The organism is Sorangium sp. So ce1153 (genome assembly GCF_051521595.1).
GTDB lineage: Bacteria > Myxococcota_A > Polyangia > Polyangiales > Polyangiaceae > Sorangium.
Genome location: NZ_CP150361.1, coordinates 13,598,677 through 13,616,046 on the forward strand (window position 1 = coordinate 13,598,677; position 17,370 = coordinate 13,616,046).

Sequence of the window (17,370 nt, forward strand, 5' to 3'; positions counted from 1 at the left end):
GCGAGGAACGCAGCAGCGCTGCGAGCTGGATCGACCGACGGATCGGGCCGCGCGGCTGGTCGTCCGACGGCGCCTAGCCGAGGTGGATCTCCTTGCCGTTGATCGTCATCGTCTCCTCGGTCAGCACCGTCGCGCTCTTCGCCTTGGTCGTCGCCGACCCGTCCACCACCGTGTGGCTCTCCCGGGCGTGCAGGCTGAACAGGTCGGTCACGCGCTGGTAGAGCGACGCCGCCTTCTGCACCAGCGATCCCGCGAACACCCTCACCTTGTCGCCGTGCAGGTCCACCTCCGGCCCCCGGAGCTCCACCCCCCGGTCCCCGGACAGCCGCAGCGCCCCGCCCGCCGCCCGGACGTCGACGTCGCCCTGGAGCTCCAGCGTCGTCTTGCCCGTCCCGTGCAGGACGCCGATCACATAGAAGCGCCCGCCGCGGCCGATCACCAGGAGCACGTCGCCCACGGCCGGCGCATAAGGGATCGCCAGCGCCATCGTCGCCTCTGCGCTCTCCCCCTCCGGCAGTTCGGCCACCACCGCCTGCCCGCGGACCTCCAGCACGTGCGCTGGCCCGAGGTACTCCTCGGCGCGCACGGACGCGGCGCGCTCCCGGATCACGGCTTCCTGCGACATGACGTTCCCTCCATCCTCGCTCCGGCTCAGCCCTTGCGGAAGCGCTTGTACAGGCTGCCGAGGAGATCGGGCCGCTGTTGCTTCGGCGCAGGCGGCGCGGAGGCTGGCGCGCTCGGCCCGGGCGAGCGCTCGGCCTGCGGATCGCGATCCGAGGTGGGCACCCGCGTGGAAGCCGGCGGGGCGGCGGCGGCGGGCGCGGGCGCAGCGGTGGGCGCGGGCGCGGCGGCGGGCGCAGGCGCGGCGGCGAGCGCAGGCGCGGAGGCCGGCACGCGCAGATCGATCGTGTCTTCCAGCGGTGCGGCGGCCGGCGCGCGCCGAACGAGCGCGCCCTCCAGCGCGCCCTCCAGCGGTGCGGCGGCCGTCACGCTCAGATCGATCGTGCCCTCCAGCGGCGACGCGGCCGCCGGGATCGCCGTCGTACGGCTCGTCGCCCAGGGCGCGTCCGCGTGCTCGCCGCTGCTCCGAGCGCCGTGCACCCCCGCCGGCGCGAGCGGAAACGGCGCGCCCGCCGTGCTGTCCCGGCCCTGGGCTCGGAGCCCCGCGGCCGACGAGAAAGCGGCCTGCGCCTCGGGCCGCGCCTCGACGCCAGGCGACGGCGCCGCGTCGCCGAGCGGCAGCGTGCCCGCGAGCGGGTGCTCCCCCACCGCGCTCTCCGGGGCGTCCACGACGTCATCGTCGTCGAGCGTCACCGTGGAGCTCCAGTCCCCCGACGTCACGCGCCCCGCCGCCGCTGCCTCGATCGGCGCGCTCGCGAGCACCTCGGTGGCGTCCGGCCACGGCACCGGCTCGCCCCCCGCTTCCACGCCCACCGCGACGCGCAGCGCGGAGAGCGCCTCCTCCAGGGCCACCTGGAAGCTCCCGCGGAAGACCACGGCGCAGCGCTCGGCGTCGGGATGCACGATCAGCGTGTCGCCCACCAGCAGCAGCCACCGTTGCGCGCCGTTCGGCAGGTAGATCGTCGCGAGCGCCCGCAGCGCCGGCAGGCGCGTGGTCAGCACCGGGTGATGCGGGCTCAGCCCCTCCAGCACGATCTGCTCGCCGCCGAGCACCCGATCGAAGCGCTGATCCGCAGGCGCCGACTGGAAATACGACCAGTCGAAGTCGTCCGGGAGCGACGCGATCCCTTCCAGCGCGGTGCACGCGAGGCCGCGGAGCTTGCTCGCCCGGCTCGGCACCATCGGCGGGATGGGCCCGAGGCCGATCGGCGCGCGACCCCCGCCCGGCGGCAGCAGGTTGGGCAGCGAGGTTCTGCCGCGCGGGTCCTGGATCGCGCCGACGCCGAAGGGGTTCTCCGGGTCGCGGATGTCGCCGCCCCAGGCGCGCTGGTACTCGATCGGCATCTTCACAAACGGCTCGGGCTCCGGGTCCGGCGACGCCGCGGTGGCCGTTCGATCGCCCACGATCTCGAGGCGCTTGTCGACCAGCGCCGCCGCCCCGCGCAGGATCGCGAGCCGCACCGGCATGCGCCGGACCGGCACCCCGCCCGGCGCCCATGCATGCCCGGTGAGCACCACCTCCGCGCGCTCCAGCCACGGCGCGAGCTCGCTGGCCGCGAGGAGCGGCTTCATCGGATGGCCCCGCGCGTAGACCTCGCTCCGGATCACCTCGAGCGGCTCGATCCGCTGCGCCTCGCCGCCGGCGACGATCGTGAAGGTGGCCTTGGCGATGACGGTCACATGGAGCTGGCCACGGCTGCGCCACAGCGTCGCGCCCGCTGCGACCGGTCCGGCGCGGAAGACGTTGAGGGGCCAGCGAGCGGTGGTCATGGGCGAGAGGTCCTCCGGGAGGAGATCGCTCCGGCGCGAACGCGTGCCAGGGATCGACCGGCCTGCGTGGAGTGTAGCAGGCGCGTCGCGGCGCCTGCGCGGCGCCTGCGCGGCGGAGACGCGCGCCGCGCGCCGCGCACAGGCGCCGCGGCCAGCGCCAGGACGGCGCGACGTGGGCGCGGGGTCGAAGCGCGCGGGTCGACCCCGCGCGGCGCTAGTTCGTGTTGAGCTCGACGCGCAGGAGCTTGCGGCCGATGAAGAGGTAGTCGCCGTGGGCGAGCTCGCGCTCGCTCTTGATGCGCACGTACGTGCCGTTGCGGCTGTTGAGGTCCGTGAGCGTGAACTTGCCGTTGTGCTCCTCGAGGCGGCAGTGCGAGCCCGACATGTACAGGTCGACCGGGAAGTTCAGGTCGCCGCCCTCGCGCCCGATCTGGAGCGAGCTGCCGCGCGCGCAGACGGTCATGCCGACAGCGCCGCCCTGGAGCACCTGCGTGAGGCGGAAGGGGCTCGGGTGCTTGGGGGACGAGTAGAAGAAGGTCCCGTCCGGATCCTGGCCGTCGGAGGCGCGCGGCGTCGGATCGAGCCGGAAGAGCTGCTCGCCCGCGAGGAAGGTGTCGCCCGGCGTGATGTCGATCGTGCCGCGCACGCGGATGTACACGCCGTTGAGCGAGCCCTCGTCGCGCACCACCAGCTTGCCGTCGCGGTAGAAGAAGTTCGCGTGCTTCGGCGAGACGAACGGGTCGTCCGGGAAGACGAGCTGCCCGTTGCGGCCGACGATGTGCTGCTCGGCCTTCAGGTGGAAGGAGAGGCCGTCCATCCCCTCGCCGCGGATGAGGATCAGCTTCGCCTTCGCCGGGTTCTGCATGTCCCCGAAGAACAGCGTCTGCGCGCTCAGGATCTCGGGCGGGACCGCGGTTCCGCACCTCCCGCAGAACTTGTGGCCCGAGGGGACACCGCTCGAGCAGGAACGGCAGACGTAGTTACGGGCTTGCTCCATCAGCTCCTCCTGGGAGAGTTCGGCAAATTCGCTCTTGGGCGAGGTGGTCTTGGGGCTTCGCCCCGAGCCGCGCGAGCTCGTCGGGTCGAGCCGGGGCTCCACCCTGCCGCTGCCGGCGGCGGGCGTCGGGGAGCGCCGGGACGAGGTCGCCGGCGCGATCGCCCGTCGCGGCGTGAACAGGGCCAGGTCGTTCGCGCACTCAGGGCAACGCGCGGTGCCCATCGGGCTCCACAGATCGCACTGGCCACAGACGATGCCAATCTCGTGCTGCTCGGTGTGCAAACGTCGCCTCGGTGCATTGGAGGACCGCGGGATCGCGGTTCTCCGACCCGCGCCAGTGGGAGGCCGCCTGGGCGGACCCCCGACCGATGAAGCGAGCCCGGACGGAGAACCCGGCCCGCACCTCGCGCTGGATTCCCGACCCGGGTGGAGAGGACCACGGTTCTAGACGTCGAAGAGCGGAGGGGTCAAGCTCGCTGACATCGCTTCGCGGCCCGCCGCGGCGGAGGCTCCGCGCCGGCCGGGCCGGGGCAGCGGGCCCGGGCCCGCCGGGCAGCGAGCTGGAGCGCGCGGGAAGCCGCGGCGGGCGGGCCGCGGACGGGCGTCGCCGCGGCCGGACGGGCGTCGCCGCGGCGGCCGAGCGGCCCCCCGGCCGGCGTCAGCGCACGAAGGTGAACCGGCGCTGGTCGTCGGACCAGCCCCCGGCGCCCCAGAGCCGGAAGACGATCCGCTGGTTGCACGCCGCGCGCGGCTGCAGGCCGAAGTCGCGCGAGTCGTCGTGGTAGCTGCGGTTGTCGCTCAGCAGGAAGACCGTGTCGGGCCGCACCTCGACGTGGTGGCGGCGCTCGAGCGGCGGCCTGCGCCCCGTCGCGCGGAGGTGGAGGCCGGGGCCCATCATCACCATGTCGCACGAGAGCTGGACCGCGTTGCCCGTGGCCGGGTCGTTGATGGTCAGCTTGGGCTCGGTGCACCCGACCTCGGCGTCGTAGCTCTGCCCGTTCACGACGAGGGCGCTGTGGTCGACGTCGACCGTGTCGCCCGGCACGCCCGCGATCCTGCCGACGATGTAGCTGCCGGGCGTCTCGGGATCCGGGCACCGCACCAGCTCGCCGAAGCCGGGCGTGCCGCGCGTCAGCACGACGACCGCGTCGCCCGGGGCCAAGCTCGGCGCCATCGCGGCGCCGAGGCTCGGGTCGTCCGGCACCACCCAGACGTCGAGGACGAGCGCGCGGAGCACGACGCCGACCACCAGCAGGGTTCCGAGGATCCAGAGCAGCCCGTTGAACAGCTTCCGCATGCGGACCCGCAGCCTAGCGCAGCGCGGGCCGCGGGCGGCCAGCAAGGGGAGGCCGCGGACGCCGCGGCGCCGTCAACGCAGGCAGCTCCGGTACGGCGGCAGCTCGCTCGGGCTCGCGCCCGCCGCGATCTCGCGGGCCGCGGAGAAGAGCTCGGGCCACACGTCGAGGCGGCTGAAGTACGAGGTGCCGGTCGTGTGCTCGTCGCCGTCCATCACGCTCGACGAGATCACGCCGACGACATCGCCTCCCATGTCGCTGCGCGCCGGCCCCCCGGAGTCGCCCGGGCAGATGGAGGCCGTGGCGACGAAGTGCGCCGGGCTCACGGCGTCGATAGTGCCGCCCGGCCGTGGCACGAGGTGGATCGCGTCGCGCGAGAGCGCGCAGCGGCCGAAGCCGTACGGCGTCACGAACTCCTTCGCCTCCGGCTGGGCCTCGATCCGCGGCGTGAGGGTCGGGATCCCGATCAGCCGGCGCGACAGCACGAGGATCGCGATGTCGCCCTGGCCCGACGTGTACCCGCAGTCCGGCGACACGACCGCGCGGACCGTGACGTCGCCCCAGGGCAGGTGGTCGCCGCCGAGCTCGATCGAGATGGCCTCGGGCTCCTGGTCGCGGCGCAGCGTCCTGCCGTTCTCGTCGCGCGCGGCCACGCAGTGGTGCGCGGTGAGCACCAGGTCCTCGGTGATGAGCGTCCCCGTGCACGTCACGTCGGTGACGATCCGGACGATCGCGTCCTCGTTCGTCGACAGCTCGAACGGCGGCCGCAGCTGGACCGGGCGCTGCTCCTGTCCCGGCTTCGCCGCGGGGATCGGCAGCCCGGCGTTGGTGATCGGCGGCTTACAGCCCGCGGCAGCGGTGAGCGCGAGCGCGGCGGAGGCCGCCGCGACGACTCGGTACGAACCTGTCAATGCGGTCGCCAGGGCGCCCCGCGCGCGAGCATGCGGCTGTTCCACCTGAGGGAGACCCTCCCAAGCGCAACCGGTTGTTCAATCGGACAGCGCCCCCGGTGTGGACGCGCCGAGCAAGACCAAAGGCTACGACAGAAGGCGGTGACCGTCATTCGACAACGACAGGGTTTCCAAGCTTGGATATGACCCCAACGATCGTCGCGTTCGCCGTTCGCCGTTCGCCGCCCGCCGTTCGCCGCCCGCCGCCCGCCCATGCGTCGAGATCGTGTCGTTGCGCCGCGACGCGGGGCTCGCGGCGACTGGCACCCTGTCCAGCCAGGCCAGATAGATTGGGCCTGGGCAGATCTTCGCCGGCGCGGCGCAGGATCTCGTCGCGTCCGTCGTGCTCGAGTCGCGCTCAGCGCATCGCAACGAGGCGGACCTCGCTCGTGCTGCGCTCGTAGGCGGCGCGCGCGGCCTCCGGGGCGGTCTGCGGGTCCTCGATACCCGCGGCGACGAGCTGCTCGAGGAAGGCGCGCTGGTGCTCGGACTTCGCCGCGAGCCACGCGGGGCAGGCGCCGGCCGCGCAGGCCGCCGAGGCCTGCTCGGCCGCGGCGAGCGCGTCGCGGACGCGGCCGCGGCGGAGCAGCGCCCGCGCGGCGAGGTGCGCCGTCCCCGGGAGCGCGCGCACCTCGCGAGGCGCTGCGTCGAGGGCGGAGGAGGCGAGGCCGGGCTGATCGCGCTCCAGGTAGGCCGCGGCGAGCGCGGTGACGCTCTCCGGCGTGCGGCCCGCGGCGTAGCGGGCCTCGAGCTCCGCGAGCTCGCCGAGCCCGGCCGTGGCGCGCGGCGGCAGCAGCTGCGAGGCCTTCACGCTCGGCCCGAGCCCGACGGTCCAGGCGACCCCGGCGAGAACCAACCCGTTGGCGACGAACAACCCGAAGCGCATCAGCCGTCCTCCAGCAAGCGACAGCACGGACCGACAGCCGGGCAGCGCGGAGGTTCCCGAGAAGATCGCGGCGCGCGCCATCGGGTGGTCGGCGCACCTACAGGGCGGGCGGGAGGGCCGGGGAGGGGCTACTCGCTCGGGAGGACCACGAGGTCGTCGCGGTGGACGACGACGTCTTCGCCGGCCTCGTCGCGCTTCTTGCGCGCGATGCGCGCGGCGTCGCTCGCGGACATCCGCGCGAGGCCGCGCGCGATCTCGGTGCCCTCCGGGTCGACGACGGCGACGGCGTCGCCCGGGAGGAAGGTGCCGCGCACGCCGAGGACGCCGACCGCGAGGATGCTCCGGTTCTTCGAGCCGATCGCCTCGGCGGCGCCCCGGTCGACGAGGATCGCGCCGCGCGGGCGCAGCGTGTACGCGATCCAGTGCTTGCGCGCGCTGAGGCGCTGCGGCACGGCGGCGAAGAGGGTGCCGACGTCCTCGCCCGAGACGATGCGCGTGATGATCCCGGGCTCGCGGGCGGCGGCGATGACCACGTGCGAGCCCGCGAGCGTGGCGCGCCGCGCGGCCTCTACCTTGCTGGCCATGCCGCCGGTGCCGACGCCCGAGGTCGACGCGCCGGCGAGGTGCCGCGCCTCGCGGGCGACGCTGCGCACGAACGGCACGCGGCGCCCGTCGCCGTCGAGCAGGCCCTCGACGTCCGAGAGGAGGATCAGCAGATCGGCCTCGCAGAGCGGGGTCACCATCGCCGCGAGCTGGTCGTTGTCGCCGAACTTGATCTCCTCGACCGCGACCGCGTCGTTCTCGTTGATGATCGGGATGGCGCCCGCCTCGAGCAGCGCGGCCAGGGCGTTGCGCGCGTTGTTGGTGCGGGTGCGGTCGGCGAGGTCGGCGTGCGTGAGGAGCACCTGCGCGACGAGCAGGCCGACCTTGCCGAACGCCTCCTCGTAGCGCTGCATCAGCACGCTCTGGCCGGCCGCGGCCGCGGCCTGGAGCCAGGCCATGTCCTTCGGCCGCGCCTTGAGCCCGAGCTTCGCCACCCCGAGGGCGATGGCGCCGCTCGACACGATGACGAGGCTCCGGCCGGAGCGGCCGCGGAGCGCGGCGACCTCGGCGGCGAGCCGGTCCCAGGCGTCGCCGGAGAGGCTCTTCGAGCCGATCTTGACGATGACGCGGCGGCAGCGCTTGAGCGCGCCGCGCGCGCCCTGGTGGTCGCCGGCGTCCGGCGCGGCGTCGGCCGCGTGGCGGCCGTCGGCGGCGCCCGCGGCGGCGGTGCGATCCTCGGGGTCAGTCATGGGGGAGGCCGGCGGCGGCGATCTCGTCGAACGCCGCGTCGAGGCGGCGCTCGATGTACTCGGGGACGGCGGCGCCCGCGAGCAGGAAGGCGTCGATCCAGCGCGTGAACTCGTCGCGCAGGTCCTCCGCGCCGCTCGGCAGGACGGTGAGGTCCGGGCGGAGCGAGGGGGACAGCGAGCGGCGCACGGCGCGATCGACGGCGTCGCGGATCCAGCGCGCCTCGTCCGCGTGGATGCGCACGGCGCTGGTCCGGCGGACGCGCGTGATGTAGCGGTTCAGCAGGTGGCCGAGGGCGTAGACCTCGAGGCCGCGCGCGGCGGCGGCGAGGCCGAGGGCCGGGTTGAGCCGCCGGAGGAGCTCCTTCGTGACGAGCTGCGCGGCCTTGCGGATCGGGGTCTGCTCGGCGCCGGGCTGGGCGAGCAGGGCGCGCGCGTCGGTGGTGAGGCTGAGGCCGTGGCGGGCGACCGTGTCCTGCACGATGGCGCCGCGGATGCGCAGCAGCATCCGATCGGGGAGCACCGGGACCGGGAGCCACGACGCGCCCACCGCGAACGCGGTGAGCACGGCGAGGCGGCCTCCGGGGGGCGGGCCGCCCGGGGTGACCTGAGCGGCGGACGGCTTGTTCGCGGCGGGTTCGGATGACATCGCGCGCACGGTACTACGGCGCCCGGCGGGTGGCGAACAGTGCCACGGCCGGGAAACGCGATGGCCCCGCGGCGAGCCGCGTACCGAGCCGTTCCCCTCGGGTGTCGCCGCGGGCGCACCCCTTCCGAAGCGATCGGCGGCGCCGGTGCCGCCGGATCTCGCCTTTCTGACGGCTCCAGCGCCGTCTCGCCCCGGGATCGTCGCCCGCGGAGCGGCTGCTGCGCCGTCTCGCCCCGGGATCGTCGCCCGCGGAGCGGCTGCTGCGTCCATCGAGCGCCCCTTGCACCGCACTCGAGTGGCGGAGCAACATCACGCCCAGGCCGCCGCCCACGGCTGAGACTGCGAGCTGTTGCCTCGACAGCATGGTGCGCGTACCCGCAACCATGCATTGTCAGGCCATGGATGGCGACAACCTGCGCAGATGGTTGTGGACGGACGCGACCGCGAGCGCGCCGAACGATCCGGCAGGGGTCCTCTTGTCCGTGGAGCGGGACCACGTGGACTCGGTCTGGAGGGAGCACAGCCAGACCGATGGTCGCGTCCTGATCCGGAACGAGCAGCGTCCGATGGACATGGAGGTCTTGCCGCGCCGGGTCGAGGCGCCGTCGAGGTGCACCGTGCCCGAGCTCCTCGCCCGCCACGAGCGCGTGCTCGTCGTCGGCGGACGAGGCTCGGGAAAGACGGCGCTCATCGCGCGGCTCGCCGCCCGGGCCGCAGCAGACCACCGTCAGGGCACGCGGACGCTCGTGCCGTTCGTCGTCCTCGTGTCGCTCCTCGACGACCCTCGCTTGAACGAACGCGCCATCGCGAGGCTCTCGCCGATCGGCGGGGTCGTGCTCCTTCGCCGTGCGCTCGAGGAACGCCGCGCTCTCGTGCTCGTCGACGGGCTCGATGAGGCGAGATCCGGCGCGAGGAGGCTCTCCGAGTCGGTCGAGGCGTTCGCCGAGGCCCATCCGGGCAATCCGATGGTGGTCACGACGCGCCCGCGTCGCACGGGCATCCCGGGCTATACACGCGTGGAGCTGCGCGGATTCGTGACCGCGACCCTCTTGCCGCAGCCCGGCTCCCGCGTGGTCGCGGCGCATCACTTCCTGGCGCGACGGGATCCGGGGCGCCGCACGTCCTTGATCGCCTCCGCCGTCGACGCGCTGCTCGAGCGCTACGCCGGCGAAGAGCTCCCGCCCGACGCGATCCTGAAGTCGCTCGAGCTGCGCGACCGGCGGCTCCTCTTCAGCTCCATCGCCTGGCGTATGCACTGCGATCGGCTCGTCGAGCTCCCCGTGGAGCCGCTGGCCGCGCTCCTGCGATGGCGGCTGGACGGCGCTCGCTGGGTCGAGGGGCCGCGCCTCGTCCTCTGCAGGGCGGACGAAGAAGACATGGATGAGGATGAAGACGGCGACCGCGATCCCCAGGGCGGCCCGCTCGAGCGCGAAGCGGCCGGCGACGCCCGTGAGCTCGGAGAGCTCGCGCAGGACATCGACGGGATGGTCGAGCGCGTCATCGAAGAGATCCGCCGGCACCAGGGGTTGCTGATCGAGCGACGTCCCGGGTCCTTTTCGTTCGCGGACCTCTCCTACCAGGCGTACCTGAACGCGCTCGATCATGTCAGGATCGGCGCGCTCGACTGCCTCATCGAAGAGCGAAGCGACCCGTGGTCTCATGAGACCATCGTTCACGCAGCGGGCATACCGGAGGTGGACGCGGCCGCGTTCATTCGGGAGCTCCTCGAAGCGGATCGGTGTGAGGCGCAGGTCGCCACGCTGCTCGCTGCCCGGTGCGCCGAGGTCGCCGGCGGGCGCCTCCCGCCCCAGCTTCGACGCACGATCGCGCGGCGGCTCTCCGATGTGGTGCCACCGCGTGATCCCTTCCACGTCGCGCACCTCGTCGACGACGTGGGCGAGGTCGCGGGTCCAGCGCTGATCCAAGCGCTCCGCTCCGCCAGCCCGAGCGAGCGGGCCTACACGGCGATGGCGCTCGGAGGCCTGCGCTATCGGCCCGCCTACGGCGTGCTGGTGCGGATGGCTGCCGACAATTCACCTGTGAACGAGCCGATCGTGTGCTGGCTCTGGGACGAGGAGCATCTCGTGAAGAATCAGGTTATCGGCTGCTTCGCGCTCCTCTCGCTCTTCGACGTCGCGCTCGCCGTGCCGACTGCGAGCACGCTCTTTCAGCAGGCCGTCGAACGCGCTCCACGCGGCGCGCTCGACCGCGTCTACAAGCTCATCGACCACCGACACCTGATGAGGAGCCGGAGGACCTCCGAGGACGAGCCGATCCGCGATCTGGAGGCCGTCGATGTGCTCCTCGCAAAGATGCGCAAGGTGCTTGACCGCACGGGTGGGCCGTCGGCGTGGGAGTTTCCGTAGCCGCGCCGCGAGAATGGCGTCGCGACCGCGATCTCTGCATGCCCCTGCCAGACCGGAGATGAGGTTCCGAAGCGCGGCCGGCCCGACCGTCCGGGCTTTCGCCAAGGACCTCTGGTTCGAGGGCGACGAGGAGCTCATCCGCGCGTCCACCTCGCCGACCGCCGAGCAGCTCGTCGTTCTCGAGGAGATGTTCGACGTGCCCCGCGACGAGCTCGCGCCGCACCTGCGCATGGGCGGCGCCGAGGGGGTCGCCGCCGCGACAGGCGTGCCCTACCACTACCCGCTTCTGCCCGGAGTTCTGCCCGAGAGCGAGTCTGGACGTGGCAAAACCCGTGGAAAGACTCGCGAGAGTGGTGGAGGCGCCGGGAATCGAACCCGGAGACGAACCTGCGGGGCGGATGCGCGAGAGATACGGCGGATGCCGCGTCGGATGCGTTGGAACGGTGTCAGAGACCATCGAGGGCTCAGTTCCTCTCGTATACCCGGAATCCCTCTCGTGGAGCCCCGTGCCCTGACGTCGGGGCACACGGAGGTCACACGCCGGCGAACGAGCCCAACCCGATGCTTGTAACGGGGAGAGCGCCGTCGAGCGATCCGCTTCGGACGTAACTATACCGCCAGTGGACGAAAAGCCGCCGAGCTCGCCAACGCGCGCCCCGCGACCTACCACCACGACCAAGCACGCCCGGCCAACAGGGTGCGCGGACCGCAGGGATGGAACGTAAGCTAGTCCACCTGTTGACACCGCTCGTCCTCCGGGAGAACGGTGCGTACATCCGGAAAGGGGAGGAAGCCATGGGACACCGAGTGACAGCGAAGGCGAGCGCGCTGGTGCTGTGTGGCGGGCTCGCGATGATGCTCGCGTCGGCATGCGAACTGCCTGCTTATACATGCGACACAACAGAGTCCGGAGGCGCGGGTGTTGGGTACCCTACAGAATCCGTAGGGGCGGGAGATTTCCCAAGCAACGGTGAAGAAGGCGAAGGCGGAGACGAAGAAGTAGGCAGCGCATCGCTTGCCATGGCGGGATGCACACCAGTCCACTCATGCACTGAGAGCTACGTAAAATGTTATGATATCGGTGGGCAATGCACGCGCAAGAACATCTACGGTCGCGGCGTTAGTCTCTGCGAGATCTGTCGTGACGAATGCCAGCAAGACAAGCCATATACGTACGAAAAATGTTTTAGCTGCGGATTCTAGAAATCATGGTAAGCACCCCGGATCTTTCCAGCGGAACACACGTGGCCTTCGATCCGCCAACAGCAGAGCGTCTGGCCAAACTCGGTGCCGAGAATATCGTAAATGTCTTTGAAAGCCTTCTCATTGGGCCGAGTCATCGGAATCCGCTGGAGCATGTTCGGGCGCGTGAGATGTGGTTTGCTTCGTGTGAAGAGTGTTCAGATGGAGACGAGTCAGGCGAAAGTTTCGATCGTCTATACTCATCTGATGTCCGCTGGGAGTCGCCCATTGTCGTGTGGGTGACAGAGAGTCTTGACGACCGAGTGAACCTCTGGAGGACCTGTAGTTGGCTGCGGGACCTGAGGATCCCGTGCAGTGACGTCCTTATTGTCGAGTTCGAGCCGGTCTACGGCACAGCGAAAAGGTTTGCCAAACCGCCGAGGATACCACCGTTCGACTGCTGCGGATCGGTCGCTCACCACCCCGATCCGGTGCTTCTGGGCCGTCTCCGCCAGGCAAGCGCGTGGCCGGCGGAACGCCACGATCGTGCCGTTTGCCTCTGGGAGAGCTACGTCGATGAGAATCCCTTACCGTTCGTGGAAAGCTGCGCGCGCGGTGTCGAAGGGTTCCGAGAGCTTGCCCCCTTATGGGGGCTGCTATCTTGCTTCTTTCCGAGAAGGACCGCCGAAGGTTCCTTGCATCTCAGTCGGTATGATGAGCTCATTTTGACTATCCTCTCGTTAGAGGAGTGGCAGACGCCATTGAGAGTAAACAGTCACGAATCGCAGCTTGGGCTGGACTTGCTGGATCTCGTCTCCTGCACAGGGGACCTGTTCCTGGGAGATCGTCTGGCCTACTGGGCGAAGCACGACTCGAGCGCGGCCGTGGAGCGCGCACCTGGCCCGAAGCCACCTGGATACCCGATGCTCTCGAAGGTCTATCGCCTCACCGAACGCGGGATGCAGCTCCGAGACAAGGGGCTCGACCAGCTCACGGATGCGCCAAGCCTGCCGCTCGCCGGGATCGAGGCGTACTCGGCTTCGGCTCCCTGGGTGCTGCTCGAAGACGGACGGCTCGCTCGGATGTAGCGGCCAGCCTTGGCAGGGGGACCGGCCCGCAACAGCGCGGGAGCGCGTCCAGCTTACCAATTCCCCATACGCGACCCAATCGACGCCGGACTACTCGCACGCGACGGGGCACGCGCCGCCGCAGTCGATGCCGGTCTCTTGGCCGTTCTGCGTGCCGTCGGTGCACGTCGGCGCGCGGCAGATGTTGCCGATGCACACGCCGCTCGTGCAGTCCCGGTGATACGCGCAACGCTCACCGCCGGGGCACGCGGGCGCGTCGGGGCCGCCGCAATCAACGTCCGTCTCGCTGCCGTTCGCGCGGCCATCGCGGGTGGTGGGGGCGGCGCAGCGCTCCGACTTGCAGGCGCCAGAGGAGCAATCCGCATCGACCTCGCACCTCTGACCCTCTGCGCACGGCGCGCAGGGGCCGCCGCAATCGGTGTCCGTTTCTCCGTCGCCAAGTTGGGTGTCAACGCAGCTCGCCGGGACGCATTGGTGGTGCTGGCAGACAGCATTCGCCGTGATCGCACAATCGGCCTGGTACAAGCACTCAATACATTTTCCAGCGATACAGTATCCCCTGCCGCCTCTGCAGCCCGTTCCGTCGGGGCGCGCCGTGTGGGTTGGTCCGGTCTCGTCGCACTGGTCAATCGTGCAATCGTTCCCATCGTCGTGTGCATCGGTGAGATCGACGACATCCTCGAGAACGCCCAGGCCGTCGCACCTCCGCCGCATGCAGTCCCCCACCTTCTGGACTTCCGTCGACCCGGCCTGGAAAGTGTGCCCGCATCGCCCGACTTCGCACGAACTAACGTGAGGGCAAATGGTCGGTACGGGAGGGCAATCCGCAGGCGAACGGCAATCAACGTTCGCGCCCTCGCATCCCCTGGTGCCCTCGGGACACTCCCAGCAAGGGCGGCACGCGAGCCTACAATCCGGATCGTCGGCCTGCCTGAAGTCGCAGCAGATTGCGTAGCTCCAATCTTGGCATTGACAGACGTCGTCAACGCAGACCGTGCCTGGGACGTTCTGTGTGCCAGTATAACAATCCTGGCTCACGTCGCAGTTGAGATAGGTATAGGGAGAATCGCACGCTAGCGGAATCGTGAACCATAGCGCCGTCACGACGGCGGACGCGATCATGCGGGATGACATATCACCTCCTGGCTGGACGGCGCATCGTGCACGAATACCATCCTTCGGACTCGCAGATCTCCTCCGCCGGCGCGCGCGTTCTTCGTCCGGGGGGCGGCGCGGGGGACGAGGCCGGGTGCGTCGGCGCGACGGCGGGAGCCGGCTCCGCTGGCGCGGGCGGCTCCGCCGGCGCGGGCGGCTCCGCTGGCGCGGGCGGCGTCGTGGCGAACGGCGGCGGTGGAGCGGCCGGCGCAGGTACCTGCACCACGATGGGCGACGGGCGGAGCAGCACGGCCAGGCTCGCAGCGGTCCCGAGCGCCACCGCCGCGAGGCCGAGTGCGACGACGGCCACGGGGCCCGCCCCACGGGAGGGCTGCGCGGGGAGCTCGGGGACCGACGGCGCCGGGGGCGACGCGGCCCCGCGCCGCACGGTTCGTGTTTCTATCGACGCCGGGACCGTCGCCCGGCCCGATGGGCTGCGGGGCGTCTTCGGCCCGTCGTCCACCGCGACGGGGGCCGTATCGCGATCGTCTCGCACGACGAGCTGGACCGCGAGCACCTCTGTCGATGCGTCCCTCAAGGCGTCGAAGAGCTCGAGCACGTCGGCGTAGCGCTCCTCGGGGTGCTCCGCCGCTCCCTTCGCGATGAGCTCGGCGAGCGGCGCCGGCACGACGCCGCCCGCCGGCAGGCGATCGCGCACGACACGATCGATGATCGTCGCCAAGCCGTACACGTCGGCCCGCGGGCCAGTCGGAGCGCCGCGCGCCAGCACTTCCGGCGCCTGGGGGCGACCTGTCGCACAGAGCTCGACACCGAACAGCGCCAAGAACCCCAGCCGCGCGATGCGAACTTCTCCCCGCGCGTCGAGGCTCAGCGACTCGAGCGTCAGATCCCCATGGTACACGCCCATTTCGTGAGCGGCTGACAGCGCCCCCGCGACGTTCAAAGCGTGACGAAGCATCTCGGCGATGCCCTGCCAAGCGCCGGAGAGCACGATGGGCGCTCCTGCTGGCTCTGTGACGACGAACGGCAACCCGTCGTCGCTCACGCCCCCGTCGACGATGGCAGGCGACCACGGGAGCTCGACTCGCCGTAGGGATTCTAGCCGTCGTGGAAAGTCGAGGTCACGTTGGGGCGCCGCGTAGATGCACCACGGGTTGCCCTCCTTGGTGCATCGCCAGCCCTGGAGCGGCGGAGGCGCGTCGATCCGATCGCCGATCTCGTAGCCCTGAATCACCACCGGCGTGCCACTCCCACGGACGCGCCATCGGGCCGAACGTACCAATAAACCCCCGTGCCGGCGCCGAGGACCGCGGCCCCGATGAACGCGCCGATCGCGACCGTGCGAAACGTGAAATGCTCCTCCGCCGTCTCGGTCACCTCGTCACAGCCGGGCCGTGGCACGGCGCATCCGTTCATCGGGCTGATCTGGCGCGCGCGCCGGAACGCGGTGACGCGCCGGTCCTCCGCGATCGCGAGCGCGGTCCCGCCGACCACGGCGGCCACCGCGGCGCCGGCGAGGCCGGCATAGATCGACCACGTCGGGCCCGGCGCGGGCGGCGGAGAGGGCCGGCGCGCGGGGCGGGCGGGCCGCTCCGGCGGGAGCTCGAGCCGCTCCGAGGGGAGCTCGAGGGTCACCTGCCGGCGCTCGCCCGCAGGCACCAGCACGGGAGCCGACGCACGCCGCCCTGCGCGCTCGATCTCCACGAGATGGTCGCCGGCTCGCACCCATGTCTCGCGGGCCCCGGGCTCGAGCTCTCGCCCGTCCACCCGCACGGTCACGCCGGGGGCTGCCTGGACGATCAGGCGCCCGAGCCGCGCCTCGACCCGCGCGAGCTCGATCCTGTGCGCCTCGCCGGGGTCCAGGCGCACGCAGATGGCCAGGTACTCCCGGGCCGTGAGGAGCTCGCCCATGCGGCTCGATAGCTGTCCGACGTTGCAGGCGGCCTCCGGCGCCTGCTCGGCCTCCCACAGCGCCCGCCAGAGCTCGCGCGCGTCGGCCAAACGCCGCTCCCCGACAGCTCGGTTGGCCGCCTGGATTGTCTGCTCGCGCATGCCGCGGCGCGGCGGCTCGGCGTGGGCGCCGGCCGAGGCGAGGAGCACAGCCAGACACACACCGAACGGACGCATGTTGGCGAGGCTACCGCAAGAAAACGCAAAAAACTACTGGGGCAATGGGAGTACTCCTCCGGCCGTGGGCTTGCCGGCCGTCCCGAGCCTTCATTCGTACTTCGCGAATCGTTCGGTCGATTTTGAGGACGGTCGATTTTGAGGAAATTGTGTCGCGTCAAACGTAATAGAGGAGGCGCGGATTACGAAGAGGCGGCGTGGCGCGCTGATCCTACGGGAGAGCCATCCTTCATCGATTCCCTACGTCCAACCGTGCGCTCGCGTAGGTGACTCTGGCGCTACCTGCTCGACGGCGGCCCCTCGTCGCCGGCGATGCGCGCGAGGACCTCCGGGAAGAGGTGCAGGCCGCCGCCGTTCGCTCGCTCGATCGCGCGGAGCGTCTCGAGCTTGTCGAAGTCCCGCTGGACTGTCTGCCGGACGACGCCGAGATACGCCGCGATCTGAGAGGCGGTCGGCCTTTCGTCGAGGGTGATGTGGTTTGCGCCGGCCCGCTTGGTGCCGAACCGGCGAGCGTGGTTGAGCAAGAACGCGGCGAGCCGTACGTGCGTCGTCGCCCCGAGCGAGCCGAGCCGTAGCTGGGTCTCGACCATGCGCCGGTACTGTTCATTCCCCCACGCGAAGTTGAGTTCGGCATCCAAGGCGAGGGCGGCGCGCAGGGCACGGGCCGGCAGCTTCACGAATGTGACCGGGCTGAGCGCGGTTGCCGTCGTGCGGTACGCAACCTCGTAAACGGCTTCATCGCCGATGATCTCGCCGGCGCGGTACCACCCGATCGGCACCGTGCGCTCGGCGATCGTGGCGTCCAGCCGGACGGTGCCGCGGACGAGGAGCAGCGCGTGCGCCGCGGGGCTCCCCTCGGTATAAATTGGGTCGGACCCCTCGGCCTGCGCCGTGGTGCTGGAACTCGCGATCTGGATCAGCGTGTCGGGGCTCGCACGCTTGAGGACCAGCGAGCGCGCGAGCAGCCCGACGTGGTCACGCAGGGGATCGTCGGGGAGCGGAGGCACGCGCGTATCGTAGACGAGCGCGACCGG

Annotated in this window: 13 protein-coding genes and 1 pseudogene; 3 read left to right on the forward strand and 11 right to left on the reverse strand. The window is 71.3% G+C overall.

What is annotated here, in order from left to right:
* Positions 1-73 precede the first annotated feature (73 nt).
* The 8 genes from WME85_RS49540 to WME85_RS49575 form a co-directional block, all read right to left on the reverse strand.
* Complete coding sequence (locus WME85_RS49540) at positions 74-625, reverse strand: DUF3540 domain-containing protein (RefSeq protein ID WP_437832275.1); 552 nt, start codon at positions 623-625, stop codon at positions 74-76.
* A gap of 26 nt (positions 626-651) precedes the next feature.
* Positions 652-2,391: a DUF2169 domain-containing protein gene (locus WME85_RS49545; protein WP_437832278.1), complete on the reverse strand. Its 1,740-nt coding sequence runs from the start codon at positions 2,389-2,391 to the stop codon at positions 652-654.
* A 214-nt stretch (positions 2,392-2,605) separates the two neighbouring features.
* Entirely contained in the window at positions 2,606-3,670 is a 1,065-nt protein-coding gene (locus WME85_RS49550) for an FHA domain-containing protein (protein ID WP_437832281.1), read from the reverse strand.
* A 376-nt stretch (positions 3,671-4,046) separates the two neighbouring features.
* Entirely contained in the window at positions 4,047-4,685 is a 639-nt protein-coding gene (lepB, locus tag WME85_RS49555) for a signal peptidase I (RefSeq protein WP_437832284.1), read from the reverse strand.
* A 72-nt stretch (positions 4,686-4,757) separates the two neighbouring features.
* Positions 4,758-5,594: a trypsin-like serine peptidase gene (locus tag WME85_RS49560; RefSeq protein ID WP_437832285.1), complete on the reverse strand. Its 837-nt coding sequence runs from the start codon at positions 5,592-5,594 to the stop codon at positions 4,758-4,760.
* Positions 5,595-5,991: 397 nt separating this feature from the next.
* Entirely contained in the window at positions 5,992-6,519 is a 528-nt protein-coding gene (locus WME85_RS49565; RefSeq protein WP_437306022.1) for a hypothetical protein, read from the reverse strand.
* Positions 6,520-6,647: 128 nt separating this feature from the next.
* Entirely contained in the window at positions 6,648-7,811 is a 1,164-nt protein-coding gene (gene proB, locus WME85_RS49570) for a glutamate 5-kinase (protein ID WP_437832289.1), read from the reverse strand.
* Positions 7,804-8,457 (reverse strand): hypothetical protein, encoded by a 654-nt coding sequence (locus WME85_RS49575; RefSeq protein WP_437832291.1) that lies wholly within the window; start codon positions 8,455-8,457, stop codon positions 7,804-7,806. Before WME85_RS49575 ends, proB begins: the two co-directional genes overlap by 8 nt.
* Before the next feature lie 398 nt (positions 8,458-8,855).
* Between WME85_RS49575 and WME85_RS49580 the strand changes: the two genes are divergently transcribed.
* The 3 genes and pseudogenes from WME85_RS49580 (at position 8,856) to WME85_RS49590 (ending at position 13,093) form a co-directional block, all read left to right on the forward strand.
* Positions 8,856-10,823 carry an NACHT domain-containing protein gene (locus tag WME85_RS49580; protein ID WP_437832294.1) on the forward strand — a complete coding sequence of 656 codons (1,968 nt, stop codon included), beginning with the start codon at positions 8,856-8,858 and terminating at the stop codon, positions 10,821-10,823.
* A 1,208-nt stretch (positions 10,824-12,031) separates the two neighbouring features.
* Positions 12,032-12,361, forward strand: a pseudogene (locus WME85_RS49585) (DUF1835 domain-containing protein); the annotation flags it as partial.
* Positions 12,362-12,805: 444 nt separating this feature from the next.
* Positions 12,806-13,093: a hypothetical protein gene (locus tag WME85_RS49590; RefSeq protein WP_437842634.1), complete on the forward strand. Its 288-nt coding sequence runs from the start codon at positions 12,806-12,808 to the stop codon at positions 13,091-13,093.
* A 1,135-nt stretch (positions 13,094-14,228) separates the two neighbouring features.
* Here WME85_RS49590 and WME85_RS49595 read toward each other — a convergent pair.
* From WME85_RS49595 to WME85_RS49605, 3 genes are all read right to left on the reverse strand, one after another.
* Complete coding sequence (locus tag WME85_RS49595) at positions 14,229-15,446, reverse strand: hypothetical protein (protein WP_437832297.1); 1,218 nt, start codon at positions 15,444-15,446, stop codon at positions 14,229-14,231.
* Positions 15,440-16,336 (reverse strand): hypothetical protein, encoded by an 897-nt coding sequence (locus WME85_RS49600; protein ID WP_437832300.1) that lies wholly within the window; start codon positions 16,334-16,336, stop codon positions 15,440-15,442. Before WME85_RS49600 ends, WME85_RS49595 begins: the two co-directional genes overlap by 7 nt.
* A 278-nt stretch (positions 16,337-16,614) precedes the next feature.
* Positions 16,615-17,343, reverse strand: a complete 729-nt coding sequence (locus tag WME85_RS49605; protein WP_437832302.1) for a Crp/Fnr family transcriptional regulator — start codon at positions 17,341-17,343, stop codon at positions 16,615-16,617.
* Between the last annotated feature and the right edge of the window lie 27 nt (positions 17,344-17,370).